Genomic DNA, 16,594 nt, shown 5'->3' with positions numbered 1-16,594 from the left:
GGCTCCTTAAACGCGTTCAATAATCAGCGCGATCCCTTGACCAACGCCGATACACATGGTGCACAGCGCATAGCGCCCGCCGGTGCGGCGCAGTTGATACGCTGCAGTCATCACCAGACGACCGCCGGAGGCTCCCAGCGGATGACCAAGGGCAATGGCGCCACCGTTAGGGTTTACGTGCGGGGCATCATCAGGCAGCCCCAGCTCCCGCGTTACCGCCAGCGCCTGGGCAGCAAAGGCTTCATTCAGTTCAATAACGTCCATTTGCCCAAGAGTCAGGCCCGTTTGCGCCAGCACCTTTCGTACCGCCGGCGCGGGGCCAAACCCCATAATACGTGGCGCAACCCCTGCCGTCGCCACGCCGACCACCCGGGCCAGCGGCTGTAAATCATTGGCGGCCAGCGCCTGTTCGCTGGCTAATAGCAGTGCACAAGCGCCGTCATTAACCCCGGAGGCATTACCCGCCGTGACCGTACCCTCGGCTCTGACCACGCCGCGTAGCTTTGCCAGCGCTTCAGCGGTGGTGCTGCGCGGGTGCTCATCGCGGGTAAAAAGCAGCGCTTCACCCTTGCGCTGCGGGACCGAAACGGCGATCAGCTCGTCGGCAAAGCGTCCGGCCTCCTGCGCCGTCGCCGTACGCAGTTGGCTACGCAGTGCAAATGCATCCTGGTCCACGCGCGAGATGGCAAAATCACCCGCTACGTTTTCCGCCGTTTCCGGCATCGAATCCACTCCGTACAGCGCTTTCAGCTGTGGGTTGATAAAGCGCCAGCCAATGGTGGTATCTTCCATCTGCATCGTGCGGCTAAAGGCGCTTTCCGCCTTACCCATTACAAACGGCGCGCGCGACATGCTTTCGACGCCACCAGCAATCATCAGTTGAGTTTCGCCGCTTTTAATCGCACGCGCTGCGATGCCGATCGCATCAAGGCTGGAACCACACAGGCGGTTTACGGTACTGCCCGGCACGCTTTCCGGCAGTCCGGCCAGCAGCAGCGCCATACGTGCAACGTTGCGGTTATCTTCGCCAGCCTGGTTAGCGCAGCCGTAAATCACATCGTCAATACGCGCAGGATTGAGACCGGGGTTACGTTCCAGCAGCGCTTTAAGCGGTAGCGCTGCGAGATCGTCAGCACGCAGGGTTGCCAGGGCACCGCCAAAACGACCAAACGGCGTACGTACTGCATCACAGATAAATGCCTGATTCATCATAGTTCCTTACGCGCTTTCCGCCAGTTGTGCAAAAGTCAGCGTCACCGGAGTGATACGCTGTAGTTCCTCAAAAGAGAGGCCATTAAAGATTTCTCGCACCACCGGGCCGCTTTCGCTGATATCGATAACCGCCAGATCGGTATATATCCGGCTCACGCAGCCGACGCCGGTCAACGGATAAGTGCAGTGTTCCACCAGCTTGCATTCGCCGTCACGGGTCAGGTGGTCCATCATCACAAACACCTGACGCGCACCAATAGCCAGATCCATCGCCCCTCCGACGGCAGGGATCGCGTCGGGCGCGCCGGTGCTCCAGTTCGCCAGGTCGCCGCTGGCGGAGACCTGGTAGGCTCCGAGGACACAGATATCAAGATGGCCGCCGCGCATCATGGCGAAGGAGTCGCCGTGGTGGAAATAGCAGCCGCCCTGAAGCAGGGTCACATACTCTTTCCCGGCGTTAATCAGCTCAGGATCCTCTTCGCCCGGCTGCGGTTTCGGCCCCATTCCCAGCAGGCCATTTTCACTATGCAGGAATATTTCCTTGTCGGCAGGAAGATAGTTGGCGATACGGGTCGGTAAGCCGATACCCAGATTGACATAAGCACCTTCGGGTATATCGCGGGCCACACGCTGGGCCATCTCATCGCGAGTCAGTTTTTGCATAGTGGGTTCCTCAGGCGCTTTTTGCGGTAATCAGGTTTTCCAGGGAATAGACACGCTGGACAAAAATCCCCGGCGTGATAATGCTTTCCGGGTCGAGGTCACCAAGGGGCACCAACTGTGAGACTTCCGCAATGGTGGTTTGGGCGGCGGTTGCCATGATCGGGCCAAAGTTGCGCGCCGCTTTGCGATAAACCAGGTTGCCCCAGCGGTCGCCCTGATGGGCTTTGATCAACGCAAAATCGGCTTTGATGGGATATTCAAGAACGTAATGACGACCGTCAATTTCGCGAGTTTCTTTACCCTCCGCCAGCGGCGTGCCGTAACCGGTGGGGGTAAATACCGCGCCGAGACCCGCGCCAGCCGCCTGAATACGCGCGGCAAGATTCCCCTGCGGAACCAGCTCCAGCTCCACTTTGCCGCGGCGGTAAAGATCGTCAAAAATCTGTGAATCCACCTGGCGTGGGAACGAGCAGATCATTTTGCGCACCCGCCCGGCTTTCAGTAACGCCGCCAGGCCTACTTCGCCGTTACCCGCGTTATTGTTAATGATGGTTAAATCGCGGGCCCCCTGTTCTATCAGAGCATCTATCAGATACGTCGGCTGACCGGCGGGACCAAATCCGCCAATCATAATGGTCGCCCCGTCGTGGATCCCAGCGATGGCATCACTTAACGTCGACACGCTTTTATCAATCATCAGGTCGCTCCCGTATGTGCGGTAATCGCACTTTTATTCGCTGTTCGCACAAAATGTGACCCGCTTAACGATGCTGGTCAAGGGCGATAATCGAAATATGGTGCGATAATCGAACATCGTGTATGTTTAGCGAAAGAATGTGATCGATGACAAATACGGAGAAAAAAATGGAGAAACATCCAGACGATTTACTGACGGGCGATAGCGATCCGTTTAAAGGCGATCCGAACTTTATGGCCTCGCTGGCGCGCGGGCTGGAGGTTATCCAGGCTTTTACTCCGCAACGCCCGCTGCTCTCAATTTCGCAAATCAGCCAGAAGACCGGCATTCCGCGCGCGGCGGTGCGCCGCTGTCTGTATACGCTGAGCAAGCTGGGGTTTGTTTATGCCGAGGACGGTAAGAATTTCCAGCTGCGACCGCGCATTCTGGCGCTGGGCCACGCCTGGCTGGCTTCCACGCCGCTGGCGCGTTCGGCGCAGCCAGTGCTGAAGCATTTAAGTGAAATGCTCAATGAGTCCTGCTCAATTGCCACTCTCGACGGTGACGATATTCTTTACATCGCCCGCGCATCGAGTTCGCGAATTATGACCATCGATCTGGACATTGGCAGCCGCCTGCCCGCCTGGGCGACCTCAATGGGACGCGTGCTATTGAGCCATCAACCGGAAGAGAGGCTCAACGATATGCTGGGCCGGGTAACGATGATTCGCTATACCCCGCAAACCGTCGATTCGGTGACTAAGCTGCGCGCCGAGCTCAAGCGCGTGCATCAGCAGGGCTATGCGCTTAACGACCAGGAACTGGAGATGGGACTGCGCTCGCTGGCGGTGCCGCTGTTTAACCCGCAGGGGCAAATTCAGGCGGCGCTAAACGTCGGCGTACACGCCGGACAGATGTCAGCGCACGAGATGCTGGAACGAGTTTTGCCCGAGCTACAGAAAGCAGCCCGGGAGCTCACGCTGCTGATGCGCTAGCGGCTATGTTTGGCGTGGCGCTCCCAGTTTTCCTGTTTGGCTTCAGCCGATTTACGCAGCGCCACATAACAGGCGCCGCTGCCCCCGTGGTGCCCTAACGCCGTGCAGAAGGCCTGCACTTCAGGGAGTTCGACCAGCCACCGCGCCAGGTAGCTGCGAATAATATTGGCGTGCGCATTATCGTCGCGCCCTTTACCGTGAACGATCAGCAAATTACGCAGCCCCTCCTTCTGCGCTTGCACCACAAAAGCAAACAGCATTTGCCGGCACTTCTCGACCGGCTGGCGCAGCAGGTTAAGGCTTGCCTGCTGGCTGTACTTACCGCGACGAAGCTTTTCCAACACGCCGCTTTGCAGACCTTCGCGCTTAAATTCCAGCGCGGTTGCCAGCGGCACGATATCGAGATAGCCGGTGGTAAGGAAATTATCAAGCTGCAGGGTGTCAATCCGCTGCACCGCGCGGGTGTTGCGCTCGGGGTGCCAGTGAACGTCGTTATTGCGTTTCAGAGGCTGAACGTCCTCCATGGCGCCAAGAAATAAGGATTTGTCGTCAAGGTTCATGCGCGTTCCTCCAGCTACTACCGGGGAGTTACTATAGCCGCGACGCCCTGCACCCTCAATGCGTTTACGTTGTTTTACGCCGCGAATGCTCACAGATAACGCACCGCGACGATGTGGGCGTTTTATCTTTTGGGGGTATAGTTGCCCGCATCATGCGCATGATATCTTGTTGATCTGATGAAAGGTGACAAGGAAAAACGATGCTGACTCTGCTGCAGGATAAAATCGATACCCCGATGGGGCCGTTATGGATTATTTGCGATGAGCAGTACCGTCTGCGCGCCGTAGAGTGGGAAGAACATAGCGATCGTATGGAGCAGTTGCTGGAGCTGCACTATCGTAACGAAGGCTATCAGCGCGTTACCGCGAGGGACCCCGGCGGATTAAGCCGCAAACTCGCCGATTATTTTGCCGGCGATCTGGGGATCATCGACACACTCCCTACCGCAACCGCGGGCACGCCGTTTCAGCGGGAAGTCTGGAAAGCGCTGCGCACCATTCCCTGCGGGCAAGTAATGCACTATGGTCAGCTCGCGGAAACGCTGGGTCGGCCAGGGGCGGCGCGCGCGGTGGGCGCAGCTAACGGTTCAAACCCCGTCAGTATTGTCGTACCCTGCCACCGCGTGATCGGGCGCAACGGTACCATGACCGGATATGCCGGCGGCGTGCAGCGAAAAGAGTGGTTATTGCGCCACGAGGGGTATTTGCTTCTTTGACCGTAAGTGCCTTTTTGGAATTTTCCGGTAATTTTACAATCAAATCACGCCTGATAATTCATTCGCAATCAAATAGATAAGATGGGTAATTGATTTACCCTCTTAATATTACGTGTTTCAGGGGTTCGAGACTTACCTGCTCACCAAAAAGATGTTAAAATTGACCAATATCAATTAAAGCCTGAGCAGACTTATGATCCCGGAAAAGCGAATTATACGACGCATTCAGTCTGGCGGTTGTGCAATCCATTGCCAGGATTGCAGCATCAGCCAGCTTTGCATCCCTTTTACTCTGAACGAGCATGAGCTTGATCAGCTTGATAACATCATCGAGCGGAAAAAGCCTATCCAGAAAGGACAAACCTTGTTCAAAGCCGGTGATGAGCTGAAATCGCTGTATGCAATTCGTTCTGGCACCATTAAAAGCTACACCATCACCGAACAGGGCGATGAGCAAATCACCGGTTTCCATCTGGCGGGCGATCTGGTGGGCTTTGATGCCATCGGCACTGGCCACCACCCGAGCTTTGCTCAGGCGCTGGAAACCTCAATGGTTTGCGAAATTCCTTTCGAAACGCTGGACGATCTCTCCGGTAAAATGCCGAATCTGCGCCAGCAAATGATGCGCCTGATGAGCGGCGAAATTAAAGGCGATCAGGATATGATCCTGCTGCTTTCCAAAAAGAACGCCGAAGAGCGTCTGGCAGCCTTTATCTATAATCTCTCTCGTCGTTTCGCGCAGCGTGGCTTCTCCCCGCGTGAATTCCGCCTCACCATGACCCGCGGCGATATCGGCAACTATTTGGGGCTGACGGTTGAAACCATCAGCCGACTGTTGGGCCGTTTCCAGAAAAGCGGCATGCTGGCGGTTAAAGGTAAATATATCACCATCGAAAACAGCGACCTGCTGGCGCAGCTTGCTGGTCAGGCCCGCAACGTCGCCTGATAGCTCTCCCGTCTCAGGCCAGATCGCGAATTTTTTTCTAATTTGTTGATCTGGCCAGGCTCATCCCCTGTTTCATTTCATCCATATAGGTTATCTTTTTAATTACAAACTGTGGTTACAGTTGTAAGGAGACCCTGTATGGCGAAGTATCAGAACATGCTGGTAGTAATCGACCCCAATCAGGACGACCAGCCTGCATTGCGGCGTGCGGTGTATCTGCACCAACGGATTGGTGGACGCATCAAAGCCTTTTTGCCGATCTATGATTTTTCCTATGAAATGACCACCCTGCTGTCCCCCGACGAACGCACGGCTATGCGCCAGGGCGTCATCGGACAGCGTACCGCCTGGATCCGCGAACAGGCTAAGTTTTATATTGAGTCCGGCGTGCCCATTGATATCAAAGTGGTGTGGCACAACCGTCCCTTCGAGGCCATTATTCAGGAAATCATCAGCGATAAGCATGATCTAGTTCTGAAGATGGCGCACCAGCATGACAAGCTGGAAGCGGTAATTTTCACCCCAACGGACTGGCACCTGCTACGCAAATGCCCGTGTCCGGTCTGGATGGTTAAAGATCAGCCGTGGCCGGAAGGCGGTAAAGCGCTGGTGGCGGTTAATCTCGCCAGTGAAGAAAACTACCACAACGCACTCAATGAGAAGCTGGTAAGAGAGACAATTGAGCTGGCGGAACAGGTTAACCATACCGAGGTTCATCTGGTGGGCGCTTATCCGGTGACGCCTATCAATATCGCGATAGAGCTGCCTGATTTTGACCCCAGCGTTTACAACGACGCCATTCGCGGCCAGCATCTGTTGGCGATGAAGTCACTGCGGCAGAAATTCGGTATTGATGAGAGCCGCACCCATGTTGAAAAAGGGTTACCTGAAGAGGTGATCCCCGATCTGTCGGAGCATCTGCAGGCAGGGATCGTGGTGCTGGGTACGATTGGTCGTACCGGGCTGTCGGCGGCCTTCCTCGGCAATACCGCCGAACAGGTTATCGACCACCTGCGCTGCGACCTGCTGGCGCTGAAGCCGGATCAGTACCAGACACCGGTTGAGCTTGATGACGAAGAAGACGATTAGTCAGCTGCTCTAGCCCGTTGTAATAAAACCATCCCCTGCCAGCGCGGGGGATTTTTTTGCATCCTGCATAAAAAAGGGCCTTTCGGCCCCCAGTCTTTAACTGCTATATCGGTAACGTAAACGTTAGTGGATACCTAAACGCCAGGCGTGATCGATCTCTTCTTTAAGCTCCATGGATGAGAGCGCCATTAAATCGGCGAACTCCAGCTCCAGTAGTTTCAGCTTTTTCAGATACTGCGCGGGGGTCAAAGCAGTGGGGTCACGACGCAGAAATTCGATGGCCAGTTGCGTGGGGGTTAACTCGGTATCCATAATATCCTCAGTTTGGGTGAAAAACAGGCTTATTATAACACTCAGAACTGATGATTTTATGAGCAAATAATGACTTCGTTACATATATAAAAAAGCCGTCTCAGAAGAGACGGCTTAAGAAGTAAAGGTTTTAAACGCTTAACATTACAGCGCTTTCAGAATCGCATCGACGCTGGCCTTAGCATCGCCAAACAGCATGTGGGTGTTCTCTTTAAAGAACAGCGGGTTCTGAACGCCAGCATAGCCGGTATTCATCGAACGCTTAAACACGATGACGTTCTGCGCTTTCCACACTTCCAGCACCGGCATACCGGCGATTGGGCTGTTTGGATCGTCCTGCGCCGCCGGGTTAACGGTGTCGTTAGCGCCAATAACCAGCACGGTGTCGGTATCGGAGAAATCATCGTTGATTTCATCCATCTCCAGCACGATGTCATACGGTACCTTCGCTTCCGCCAGCAGTACGTTCATGTGACCCGGCAGACGCCCGGCAACCGGGTGAATACCGAAACGCACCTTGATTCCACGCGCGCGCAGTCTCTCAGTGATTTCCGCCACCGGATACTGCGCCTGCGCCACTGCCATGCCGTAGCCCGGGGTGATGATGACCGACTGAGAGCCTTTCAACATCTCAGCGGTTTCTTCGGCGCTGATCTCGCGGTGCTCGCCCACTTCTTCATCGCCCGAGGAAACCGTACCGTCAGAACCGAAACCACCGGCAATAACGCTGAAGAATGAACGGTTCATCGCCTTACACATGATGTAAGACAGAATCGCACCAGAAGAACCCACCAGCGCACCGGTTACGATCAGCAGGTCGTTGCTGAGCATAAAGCCCGCCGCCGCCGCCGCCCAACCGGAGTAAGAGTTCAGCATTGACACCACAACCGGCATATCCGCGCCGCCGATAGAGGCCACCAGATGCCAGCCGAACGCCAGGGCGATAACGGTCATCACCAGCAGGCACAGTACCTGCATACCGATGCTGTCGGTACGAACGAACACCACCAGCAGCAGGAAGGAAACGACCAGCGCCGCCAGGTTCAGCTTATGACGGTTCGGCAGCATCAGCGGTTTGGAAGACATCTTGCCGCACAGCTTGCCAAACGCCACGACGGAACCGGTGAAGGTCACCGCACCGATGAAGATACCGAGGAACACTTCGGTCAGATGAATATTGACCAGAATCTGTTCCATGCCGGTTTCATGCTGCAGGTAACTGTTAAAGCCAACCAGCACCGCCGCAAGACCGACGAAGCTATGCAGAATGGCCACCAGCTCCGGCATTTCAGTCATTTCAACTTTCTTCGCCAGACGAATACCGATAGCGCCGCCGATAACCATCGCCAGCAGGATCCACGCGACGTTGCTGCTGTCCGGCCCCAAAATGGTCGCCACCAGCGCAATCGCCATCCCGGCAATACCGTAGTAGTTGCCCTGCTGAGAGGTTTCGTGTTTGGAAAGCCCCGCCAGGCTAAAAATAAACAGGATCGCGGCAACAATGTATGCAGCTGTAACTAATCCACCAGACATTTGTTACCCCTTATCCTTTGCGGAACATTTTCAGCATGCGCTGAGTGACGGTGAAACCACCAAAAATATTAATGCTGGCGATCAGCACCGCGATAAAGCTCAGAAAGCTAACCCAGCCGCCGTGGCCTATCTGTAGTAATGCCCCAACCACGATAATGCCGGAAATAGCGTTAGTGACCGACATCAGCGGCGTATGCAGCGCATGGGAGACGTTCCACACTACGTAGTAGCCGACCACGCAGGAAAGCGCGAAGACGGTAAAGTGGCCGAGGAACTCTTTCGGGGCTACGCTTGCCAGCCAGCCGAACAGAATAATCGCCAGCGCCATCAGCGCATACTTGCGCCACGGCGAGCTCGGTTTCGCCTCTGCTTTTGGCGCTTCAACTTTTTTCGCTGCCGCCTGCGGCTGAGCAGAAACCTGAATGGGTGGCGCAGGCCAGGTGATTTCACCTTCGCGAACCACGGTAACGCCGCGGATAACGACATCATCAAAATCGATAACGACATTGCCGTCTTTCTCTTTGCACAGCAGTTTAAGCAGGTTAACCAGGTTGGTACCGTACAGCTGGGATGACTGAGTCGGCAGACGGCCCGGCAGATCGGTATAGCCGATAATCTTCACGCCGTTGGCGGTCGTGACGACCTGACCCGGTACGGTGTATTCGCAGTTACCACCGTTTTGCGACGCAAGGTCAACCACCACGCTGCCCGACTTCATGGAGTCGACCATTTCGCGGGTAATCAGCTTAGGCGCCGGTTTGCCTGGAATCAGGGCCGTGGTGACGATGATATCGACATCTTTAGCCTGCGCGGCAAACAGTTCCATTTCAGCTTTGATAAAAGCTTCAGACATGACTTTGGCATAGCCATCGCCGCTGCCCGCTTCTTCTTTGAAATCCAGCTCAAGGAACTCGGCGCCCATACTCTGCACCTGCTCTTTGACTTCCGGACGGGTATCAAACGCGCGGACGATCGCGCCGAGGCTGTTCGCCGCGCCGATGGCTGCCAGACCGGCAACCCCTGCCCCGATAACCATCACCTTCGCAGGCGGAACCTTCCCTGCGGCAGTGATTTGCCCGGTAAAGAAGCGGCCAAACTCGTGGGCGGCTTCAACGATCGCACGGTAGCCGGCGATGTTGGCCATCGAACTTAACGCATCCAGCGACTGAGCGCGCGAAATACGCGGAACCGAGTCCATCGCCATCACGTTAATGTTACGCGCCGCCAGTTTTTCCATCAGCTGCGGATTTTGCGCAGGCCAGATGAAACTGATGAGCGTCGTGCCGGGATTCAGCAGCAGGATCTCATCGTCATCAGGGGCGTTAACTTTCAGAATGACGTCAGACTGCCATACGTCATCACCGCTAACGATCTCCGCTCCAGCCTGAACGAAGGCTTCGTCGTCGAAACTGGCCAGTTTACCGGCACCGCTTTCTACCGCGACGCTGAACCCGAGTTTCAGCAGCTGCTCCACCGTTTTCGGCGTGGCGGCGGCCCGGGTTTCCAGGGCGAGTCTCTCTCTTGGTACACCAATACGCATAGTTTTCCCTTCCATCGGTTTTTGATGATGGTTTACTTTTCTTACAAACGACCGTCCGGAGGCGATCATTCGCCCCCCAACATATGTCTGAAAAAATGAAACAGTAACAAACTTTTTATAACCTACTGAAAATACCGATTGTGATCTACAGCGATAAAACAGAAATTTTGATTTTATTGGTAAAACTCACGACTAACCGTGTCAGGCAGCAATATTTACCTCATTTTTATTCCAGCACCTGATAATTCGCCTGGATGATGGATTAATTCGCCATTTATCGCCACTTAGATCATTACATTAACATTATGCTAACTTATGAAAGTGATATGGATTATCGATTTTGCTGGTCAAGCGGCTGTTTTTTCAACATATCGGGAAATGTTATATTTCTGTGCTATACGTTTCGGGCGACAACTGAAAATTGACGCAGACAGTCACTGACGATAAATGCAATAATCAAACGTTTTCAGTCAACAACAACACCAGTACATGGTTTGCGCAAGGCAAAGGATTATTTTTATGAAGCTTAAGAACTCACTCCTGGCGTCTGCTCTTCTGGCTACAACCGCGTTGTCTGCCCATGCAGCGACCGAGCTGACTCCGGAGCAGGCGGCAGCGCTGAAGCCCTACGATCGCGTTGAGGTCACCGGCCGTTTTAACGCCATTGGCGACGCAGTGCAGGCAGTTTCCCGTAAAGCCGACAAAGAAGGCGCAGCTTCCTTTTATGTTGTCGACACGTCTGATTTTGGCAGCGGCGGCAACCTGCGCGTAACGGCCGATTTTTATAAAGAAAATGCCCCGCAGGCCGACGCGCCGAAAAACCGTATTATTAACGGCATAATGGAATTACCGAAAGATCAGGCCGTTGAGCTGGAACCTTTCGATACCGTCACCGTGCAGGGCTTCTACCGCAGCCAGCCGGAAGTCAACGACGCTATCACCAAAGCGGCTAAAGCCAAGGGCGCAGCTTCCTTCTTTATCGTCCGTCAGGTTGATGCCAACCAGGGCGGAAACCAGCGCATTACCGCTTACGTCTATAAAGCGGATGCGAAAAAACGCGTCCTGCAAAGCCCGGACGCGATCCCGGCGGATTCAGAAGCCGGTCGCGCTGCGTTGGCCGAAGGCGGCGAAGCGGCTAAGAAAGTTGAAATTCCAGGCGTTGCGACTTCCGCAGCCGTGGGTTCAGGCACCGGCGTAGGCCGCTTCTTCGAAACGCAATCCTCTAAAGGCGGACGTTACACCGTCACGTTGCCGGACGGCACCAAAGTTGAAGAAGTGAATAAAATCACTGCCGCGCAGATGGTTCCTTACGACAGCATCAAGTTTACCGGCAACTACGGTAACATGACGGAAATCTCCTACCAGACGGCTAAGCGCGCTGCTAAGAAAGGCGCTAAGTACTATCACATTACCCGTCAGTGGCAGGAACGCGGTGGCAACATCACCATCAGCGCCGACCTGTATAAATAACAGCATTCAGTCTGAGCAAAAAGGCGGCGATTTGCCGCCTTTTTGCTTTTTTTCATTTCTCTCCATTGCATGCATACAAAACACTCCGTAAAATCCCGCGCCTTAGCGCAATCCTCCATTTTTATGCGATTTCGCAAAATAAATATTCTTAATTTGATGATTGTCACCTCGGGAATGCAATGGAAAAGAAACTGGGCCTCAGCGCCCTGACCGCACTGGTACTCAGCTCAATGCTGGGCGCCGGTGTATTCAGTCTGCCGCAAAATATGGCAGCCGTCGCCAGCCCTTCCGCACTGCTTATCGGCTGGGGCATTACCGGCGTGGGGATCCTGTTCCTCGCCTTTGCCATGCTGCTGCTCACCCGTATTCGTCCCGATCTCGACGGCGGTATATTTACCTACGCCCGGGAAGGTTTCGGTGAACTAATTGGCTTCTGCTCCGCATGGGGCTACTGGCTATGTGCGGTTGTTGCCAATGTCTCCTACCTGGTTATCGTTTTCTCAGCGCTGAGTTTCTTTACCGATACGCCGGAGCTGCGCCTGTTTGGTGATGGTAATACCTGGCAGTCCATCATCGGCGCGTCTGTTCTGCTGTGGATCGTGCATTTCCTGGTCCTGCGCGGTGTACAAACGGCAGCGGGTATCAACCTGGCGGCCACCCTGGCTAAGCTGCTGCCGCTCGGCGCGTTTATCGCATTGGCCGCCATTGCGTTTCGCATGGAGACATTTCGTCTTGATTTCAGCGGTCTGGCGCTGGGCGTGCCGGTGTGGGAACAGGTGAAAAATACCATGCTGATCACCCTGTGGGTGTTTATCGGCGTAGAAGGCGCGGTCGTGGTTTCCGCCCGCGCGCGTAACAAACGGGACGTAGGGCGCGCGACCCTTTTAGCGGTTCTTTCCGCGCTGGCGGTCTATCTGCTGGTGACCCTGCTCTCTTTAGGCGTCGTTCCGCGCAGTGAATTGGCAGAAATCCGCAATCCGTCGATGGCCGGGCTGATGGTCAAAATGATGGGTAACTGGGGCGAGATTGTTATCGCTGCGGGGCTGATTATCTCCGTCTGCGGCGCTTACCTGAGCTGGACGATTATGGCGGCGGAAGTCCCTTATCTGGCGGCAACCCATAAAGCATTCCCGCGCCTCTTCTCCCGCACCAATAAAAACAACGCCCCGTCGGCTTCGCTGTGGCTCACTAATATCAGCGTGCAGGCTTCACTGGTGATGATTTGGCTAACAGGGTCGGATTACAACACGTTGTTGACTATCGCCTCCGAAATGATTCTGGTTCCTTATTTCCTCGTCGGCGCTTTTCTGTTGAAGATAGCCAAACGCCCGCTACATAAGGCGGTAGGTGTCGGAGCCTGCGCTTATGGCTTATGGTTATTATATGCATCCGGCCCTGTGCATTTATTGTTGTCGGTGATACTTTACGCTCCGGGTCTTCTGGTTTTCCTGTATGCCCGTCGTACACACCAGCACGAGCGCTCGCTCAAACGCCGTGACCTGGCATTAATTGGTTTTTTGCTGGTTGCCGCCGTACCGGCAACGTGGATGTTGGTGGGGTAAGCGGTTACCCTGCCGCTGAATTCAAAGGAGATACCCATGGCTGACCTCCAGCCTCGCCCGATCCTGATTACCGGCGGCGGCCGCCGTATCGGCCTCGCCCTGGCCCGCCATTTTCTGGCTCAGCAACAGCCCGTTATCGTCAGCTACCGTACGTACTACCCGGCCATCGATGCGCTACGGGAAGCGGGAGCCGTTTGCCTGCACGCGGATTTCAGCACCGACCAAAGTATTCTGGCATTCGCTGAAGAGGTCAAAGCGCTGGCAAGCAGCGGCCTGCGCGCCATTATTCATAATGCCAGCGGATGGATGGCGGAAAAGCCGGGAATACCATTAACCACGGTACTCGCCAGCATGATGCAAATTCACGTTAACGCCCCTTACCTGCTCAACCATGCGCTGGAGAGCCTGCTGCGCGGCAACGGTCATGCGGCCAGCGACATTATCCACATTACCGATTACGTCGTGGAACGCGGTAGCGATAAACACATTGCCTACGCCGCGAGTAAGGCCGCGCTGGATAATATGAGTCGTTCGTTTTCCCGCAAGCTGGCGCCGGAAATTAAGGTCAACGCCATCGCCCCGTCGCTTATTTTATTTAATGAAGGCGATGACGCGGAGTACCGCAAGCAGGCGCTCGATAAATCGCTGATGAAAATCGCGCCGGGTGAGAAAGAGATTATTGAACTTGTCGAATATCTGTTCAACAGTCGCTATGTGACCGGACGCTCATTCGCCGTCGATGGCGGCCGCCATCTGCGCTAATGGAAACGGCTCCAGCCGATAATTAACAGCCACGCGCACAAACTCCAGCACACGACAGCGCCTGCCAGGGCAAACGGCAGGCGCATGATTCCGGTGAAATACCATAAAGAAAGAAGATAAATAAAGTACGGAATGATCGACCACATACCGAATACAATGGTGGTCCGCAGCGCTTCGATACCCCGCTCGCTGGCGACGATATAGTGCGCAATCAGGGCGAAGGTAGGAAATAGAGGAATTAACCCGGCGATATAGTAGTTTTTCGTTTTGGACAGCACGCCGATCAGGACGACAACCAGTGCCCCAAGCAGCGCTTTTATCAACAGCCCCATTCCTTTTGCCTTAACATTTAAACAACAAGAACCCGCAGCATAGCGGAAGAACATTTGTTTATAAAAGAATAATGGCAGGTAAATTAACGGCAGTGTATGTTAAGTCTTTTATATATGCGCCAAAAATATGAATAAGATCGTTTTTGTTGAGGATGAGCCGGAAGTCGGTGCGCTGATTGCCGCTTATCTGGGAAAGCACGATATGGACGTCGTCGTTGAACCGCGAGGCGACCGCGCAGAAGAGGTTATCGCGCGCGAGCAGCCGGACCTGGTGCTGCTGGATATCATGCTGCCGGGCAAAGACGGCATGACGCTGTGCCGGGATTTACGCGGCCAATGGCAGGGCCCCATCGTACTGCTTACCTCCCTGGACAGCGATATGAACCATATTTTATCGCTCGAAATGGGCGCCAGCGACTATATCCTGAAAACCACGCCGCCCGCAGTACTGTTGGCCCGCCTGCGCCTGCATCTGCGCCAGCATACCGCTACGCCAGGTACCAGCGCCCCCTCCTCGCTTACGCCGCATAAATCCATTAGCTTTGGCTCCCTGACCATCGATCCGGTTAATCGTCAGGTGATGCTCAGCGGCGAAAGCGTGGCGCTGTCGACGGCCGACTTCGATCTGCTATGGGAACTCGCGACGCACGCCGGGCAAATTATGGACCGGGATGCTCTGCTGAAGAATCTGCGCGGCGTCAGCTACGATGGCATGGACCGCAGCGTCGACGTGGCCATTTCGCGCCTGCGTAAAAAGCTCCTCGATAATGCCACTGAGCCTTATCGTATCAAGACGGTACGCAATAAAGGCTACCTGTTCGCCCCTCACGCCTGGGATAATTAAGTTACGGGTCTGGCTATGAAAAAGCTGTTTGTGCAGTTTTACCTGCTGCTGTTCGTCTGTTTCCTGGTGATGACCATGATGGTTGGCCTGGTGTATAAATTCACCGCCGAACGCGCAGGACGCCAGTCGCTGGATGATTTAATGAAAAGCTCGCTGTACCTGATGCGCAGCGAACTACGGGAGATCCCGCCGCGCGACTGGAGCAAAACGCTCAAAGAGCTGGACCTGAATCTCTCTTTCGATCTGCATATCGAACCCATCAGCAAATTCAAACTCTCGGAAAACTCGATGCAGCATCTGCGCGCCGGGGATATCGTCGCCCTCGATGACCAGTACACCTTTATCCAGCGCATCCCACGCAGCCATTATGTGTTGTCCGTCGGTCCGGTGCCCTATCTCTATTTTCTGCATGAGATGCGCCTTCTCGATCTCGCACTAATGGCCTTTATCGCTATCTCTCTGGCCTTCCCGGTATTCATCTGGATGCGCCCCCACTGGCAGGACATGTTACGCATTGAAACCGCCGCCCAGCGCTTCGGCGAAGGACATCTTACCGAGCGGATCCATTTCGATAGCATGTCCAGTTTCGAGCGGCTGGGCGTGGCGTTTAACCAGATGGCCGATAATATCAACGCGCTTATCGCCAGCAAAAAACAGCTGATCGACGGTATTGCCCACGAATTACGCACCCCGCTGGTGCGTCTGCGCTATCGCCTGGAAATGAGCGAAAACCTCACCGAGGCGGAATCACAAGCGTTAAACCGAGACATCGGCCAACTGGAAGCGCTGATTGAAGAATTGTTAACCTATGCGCGTCTCGACCGCCCGCAAAATGAACTGAAATTAACCTCCCCCAATTTCCCGGCATGGATTAATGCCCACGTTGAGGATATTCAGATGGTTAATCCACAGCGCGAAGTCATGTTAAAGGAAGTGACGCCCGGGAATTACGGCGCGCTGGATATGCGCTTAATGGAGCGCGTGCTGGATAATCTGGTGAATAACGCTCTGCGCTACAGCAACCAGCGTATTCAGGTTAGTCTGACGTTGCAGGGGTCGCGTGCGACGTTACGAGTTGAGGATGATGGTCCGGGTATTGCGCCTGATGAGCGGGAGCGGGTTTTCGAACCCTTCGTGCGCCTCGACCCCAGCCGCGACCGCGCCACCGGCGGCTGCGGCCTCGGTCTGGCTATCGTTCACAGCATTGCTCAGGCGATGTCAGGCGAGGTTCATTGTGAGGAAAGCCCGCTCAGCGGAGCCTGTTTCTCTTTTAGCTGGCCGATTTATCACCCATTGCCAGATTTTACCTCTGCTTGATTAGCCCTTGCGCAGGTGCCAGGGCCTGCGTATGATTTAAAAATCATCTAGTATGTTGTAACTAA

The 16,594-nt window shown here is 54.7% G+C and carries 17 protein-coding genes; 9 read left to right on the top strand and 8 right to left on the bottom strand.

Annotated features, from left to right (window positions below; genetic code table 11):
• Nucleotides 1-6: 6 nt before the first annotated feature.
• From pcaF to FN082_RS06280, 3 genes are read right to left on the bottom strand one after another with little or no spacing between them, the layout of a single operon-like run.
• A complete protein-coding gene (gene pcaF / locus FN082_RS06290) occupies nucleotides 7-1,209 on the bottom strand; it encodes a 3-oxoadipyl-CoA thiolase (RefSeq protein ID WP_139540116.1) in 1,203 nt (400 codons plus the stop codon).
• Nucleotides 1,210-1,218: 9 nt separating this feature from the next.
• Nucleotides 1,219-1,875, bottom strand: coding sequence for a 3-oxoacid CoA-transferase subunit B (locus FN082_RS06285; RefSeq protein ID WP_139540023.1), 657 nt, complete (start codon nucleotides 1,873-1,875; stop codon nucleotides 1,219-1,221).
• A 10-nt stretch (nucleotides 1,876-1,885) separates the two neighbouring features.
• On the bottom strand, nucleotides 1,886-2,572 hold the full coding sequence (locus tag FN082_RS06280; RefSeq protein WP_142463183.1) for a 3-oxoacid CoA-transferase subunit A: 687 nt from the start codon (nucleotides 2,570-2,572) through the stop codon (nucleotides 1,886-1,888).
• Nucleotides 2,573-2,739: 167 nt separating this feature from the next.
• On the opposite strand from FN082_RS06280, the gene FN082_RS06275 reads away from it, so the two are divergent.
• Complete coding sequence (locus FN082_RS06275) at nucleotides 2,740-3,546, top strand: IclR family transcriptional regulator domain-containing protein (RefSeq protein ID WP_139540025.1); 807 nt, start codon at nucleotides 2,740-2,742, stop codon at nucleotides 3,544-3,546.
• On the opposite strand, the gene smrA is transcribed toward FN082_RS06275, so the two are convergent.
• On the bottom strand, nucleotides 3,543-4,106 hold the full coding sequence (gene smrA, locus FN082_RS06270; protein ID WP_142467273.1) for a DNA endonuclease SmrA: 564 nt from the start codon (nucleotides 4,104-4,106) through the stop codon (nucleotides 3,543-3,545). The genes FN082_RS06275 and smrA overlap by 4 nt on opposite strands.
• 200 nt (nucleotides 4,107-4,306) lie before the next feature.
• On the opposite strand from smrA, the gene ogt reads away from it, so the two are divergent.
• The 3 genes from ogt to uspE all read left to right on the top strand — a co-directional run bounded on the left by ogt (nucleotide 4,307) and on the right by uspE (nucleotide 6,857).
• Entirely contained in the window at nucleotides 4,307-4,822 is a 516-nt protein-coding gene (ogt, locus tag FN082_RS06265) for a methylated-DNA--[protein]-cysteine S-methyltransferase (RefSeq protein ID WP_142981304.1), read from the top strand.
• Nucleotides 4,823-5,015: 193 nt separating this feature from the next.
• Nucleotides 5,016-5,768 carry a fumarate/nitrate reduction transcriptional regulator Fnr gene (gene fnr / locus FN082_RS06260; RefSeq protein ID WP_004102577.1) on the top strand — a complete coding sequence of 251 codons (753 nt, stop codon included), beginning with the start codon at nucleotides 5,016-5,018 and terminating at the stop codon, nucleotides 5,766-5,768.
• 138 nt (nucleotides 5,769-5,906) lie between these two features.
• A complete protein-coding gene (gene uspE / locus FN082_RS06255; RefSeq protein WP_139540027.1) occupies nucleotides 5,907-6,857 on the top strand; it encodes a universal stress protein UspE in 951 nt (316 codons plus the stop codon).
• A gap of 123 nt (nucleotides 6,858-6,980) precedes the next feature.
• On the opposite strand, the gene FN082_RS06250 is transcribed toward uspE, so the two are convergent.
• From FN082_RS06250 to pntA, 3 genes are all read right to left on the bottom strand, one after another.
• Nucleotides 6,981-7,169 carry a YdiH family protein gene (locus tag FN082_RS06250; RefSeq protein WP_139540028.1) on the bottom strand — a complete coding sequence of 63 codons (189 nt, stop codon included), beginning with the start codon at nucleotides 7,167-7,169 and terminating at the stop codon, nucleotides 6,981-6,983.
• 144 nt (nucleotides 7,170-7,313) lie between these two features.
• Entirely contained in the window at nucleotides 7,314-8,702 is a 1,389-nt protein-coding gene (gene pntB / locus FN082_RS06245) for a Re/Si-specific NAD(P)(+) transhydrogenase subunit beta (protein ID WP_139540029.1), read from the bottom strand.
• A 10-nt stretch (nucleotides 8,703-8,712) separates the two neighbouring features.
• The gene (gene pntA, locus FN082_RS06240; RefSeq protein WP_139540030.1) at nucleotides 8,713-10,242 is read right to left on the bottom strand and encodes a Re/Si-specific NAD(P)(+) transhydrogenase subunit alpha; all 1,530 of its coding nucleotides are present in this window, start codon (nucleotides 10,240-10,242) and stop codon (nucleotides 8,713-8,715) included.
• A 519-nt stretch (nucleotides 10,243-10,761) separates the two neighbouring features.
• Here pntA and ydgH point away from each other — a divergent pair.
• The 3 genes from ydgH (at nucleotide 10,762) to folM (ending at nucleotide 14,036) form a co-directional block, all read left to right on the top strand.
• Nucleotides 10,762-11,712, top strand: a complete 951-nt coding sequence (ydgH, locus tag FN082_RS06230; RefSeq protein WP_139540031.1) for a DUF1471 family protein YdgH — start codon at nucleotides 10,762-10,764, stop codon at nucleotides 11,710-11,712.
• Between the two features lie 179 nt (nucleotides 11,713-11,891).
• Nucleotides 11,892-13,274, top strand: a complete 1,383-nt coding sequence (locus FN082_RS06225) for an amino acid permease (RefSeq protein ID WP_142981303.1) — start codon at nucleotides 11,892-11,894, stop codon at nucleotides 13,272-13,274.
• Nucleotides 13,275-13,310: 36 nt separating this feature from the next.
• A complete protein-coding gene (gene folM, locus FN082_RS06220) occupies nucleotides 13,311-14,036 on the top strand; it encodes a dihydromonapterin reductase (protein WP_139540033.1) in 726 nt (241 codons plus the stop codon).
• On the opposite strand, the gene FN082_RS06215 is transcribed toward folM, so the two are convergent.
• Nucleotides 14,033-14,368: a GlpM family protein gene (locus FN082_RS06215; RefSeq protein WP_004102593.1), complete on the bottom strand. Its 336-nt coding sequence runs from the start codon at nucleotides 14,366-14,368 to the stop codon at nucleotides 14,033-14,035. The two genes, folM and FN082_RS06215, sit on opposite strands and share 4 nt — an antisense overlap.
• Before the next feature lie 127 nt (nucleotides 14,369-14,495).
• Between FN082_RS06215 and rstA the strand changes: the two genes are divergently transcribed.
• Together rstA and rstB are read left to right on the top strand one after the other, a co-directional pair.
• Nucleotides 14,496-15,212, top strand: a complete 717-nt coding sequence (rstA, locus tag FN082_RS06210) for a two-component system response regulator RstA (RefSeq protein ID WP_139540034.1) — start codon at nucleotides 14,496-14,498, stop codon at nucleotides 15,210-15,212.
• A gap of 15 nt (nucleotides 15,213-15,227) precedes the next feature.
• Nucleotides 15,228-16,529, top strand: a complete 1,302-nt coding sequence (rstB, locus tag FN082_RS06205) for a two-component system sensor histidine kinase RstB (protein ID WP_139540035.1) — start codon at nucleotides 15,228-15,230, stop codon at nucleotides 16,527-16,529.
• Nucleotides 16,530-16,594: the final 65 nt, after the last annotated feature.

It is taken from the genome of Klebsiella spallanzanii (assembly GCF_902158555.1).
Taxonomy (GTDB): Bacteria; Pseudomonadota; Gammaproteobacteria; order Enterobacterales; family Enterobacteriaceae; genus Klebsiella; species Klebsiella spallanzanii.
Note: the sequence above shows the minus strand (reverse complement) of the source record. Positions and strands in the feature narration are given on the sequence as shown.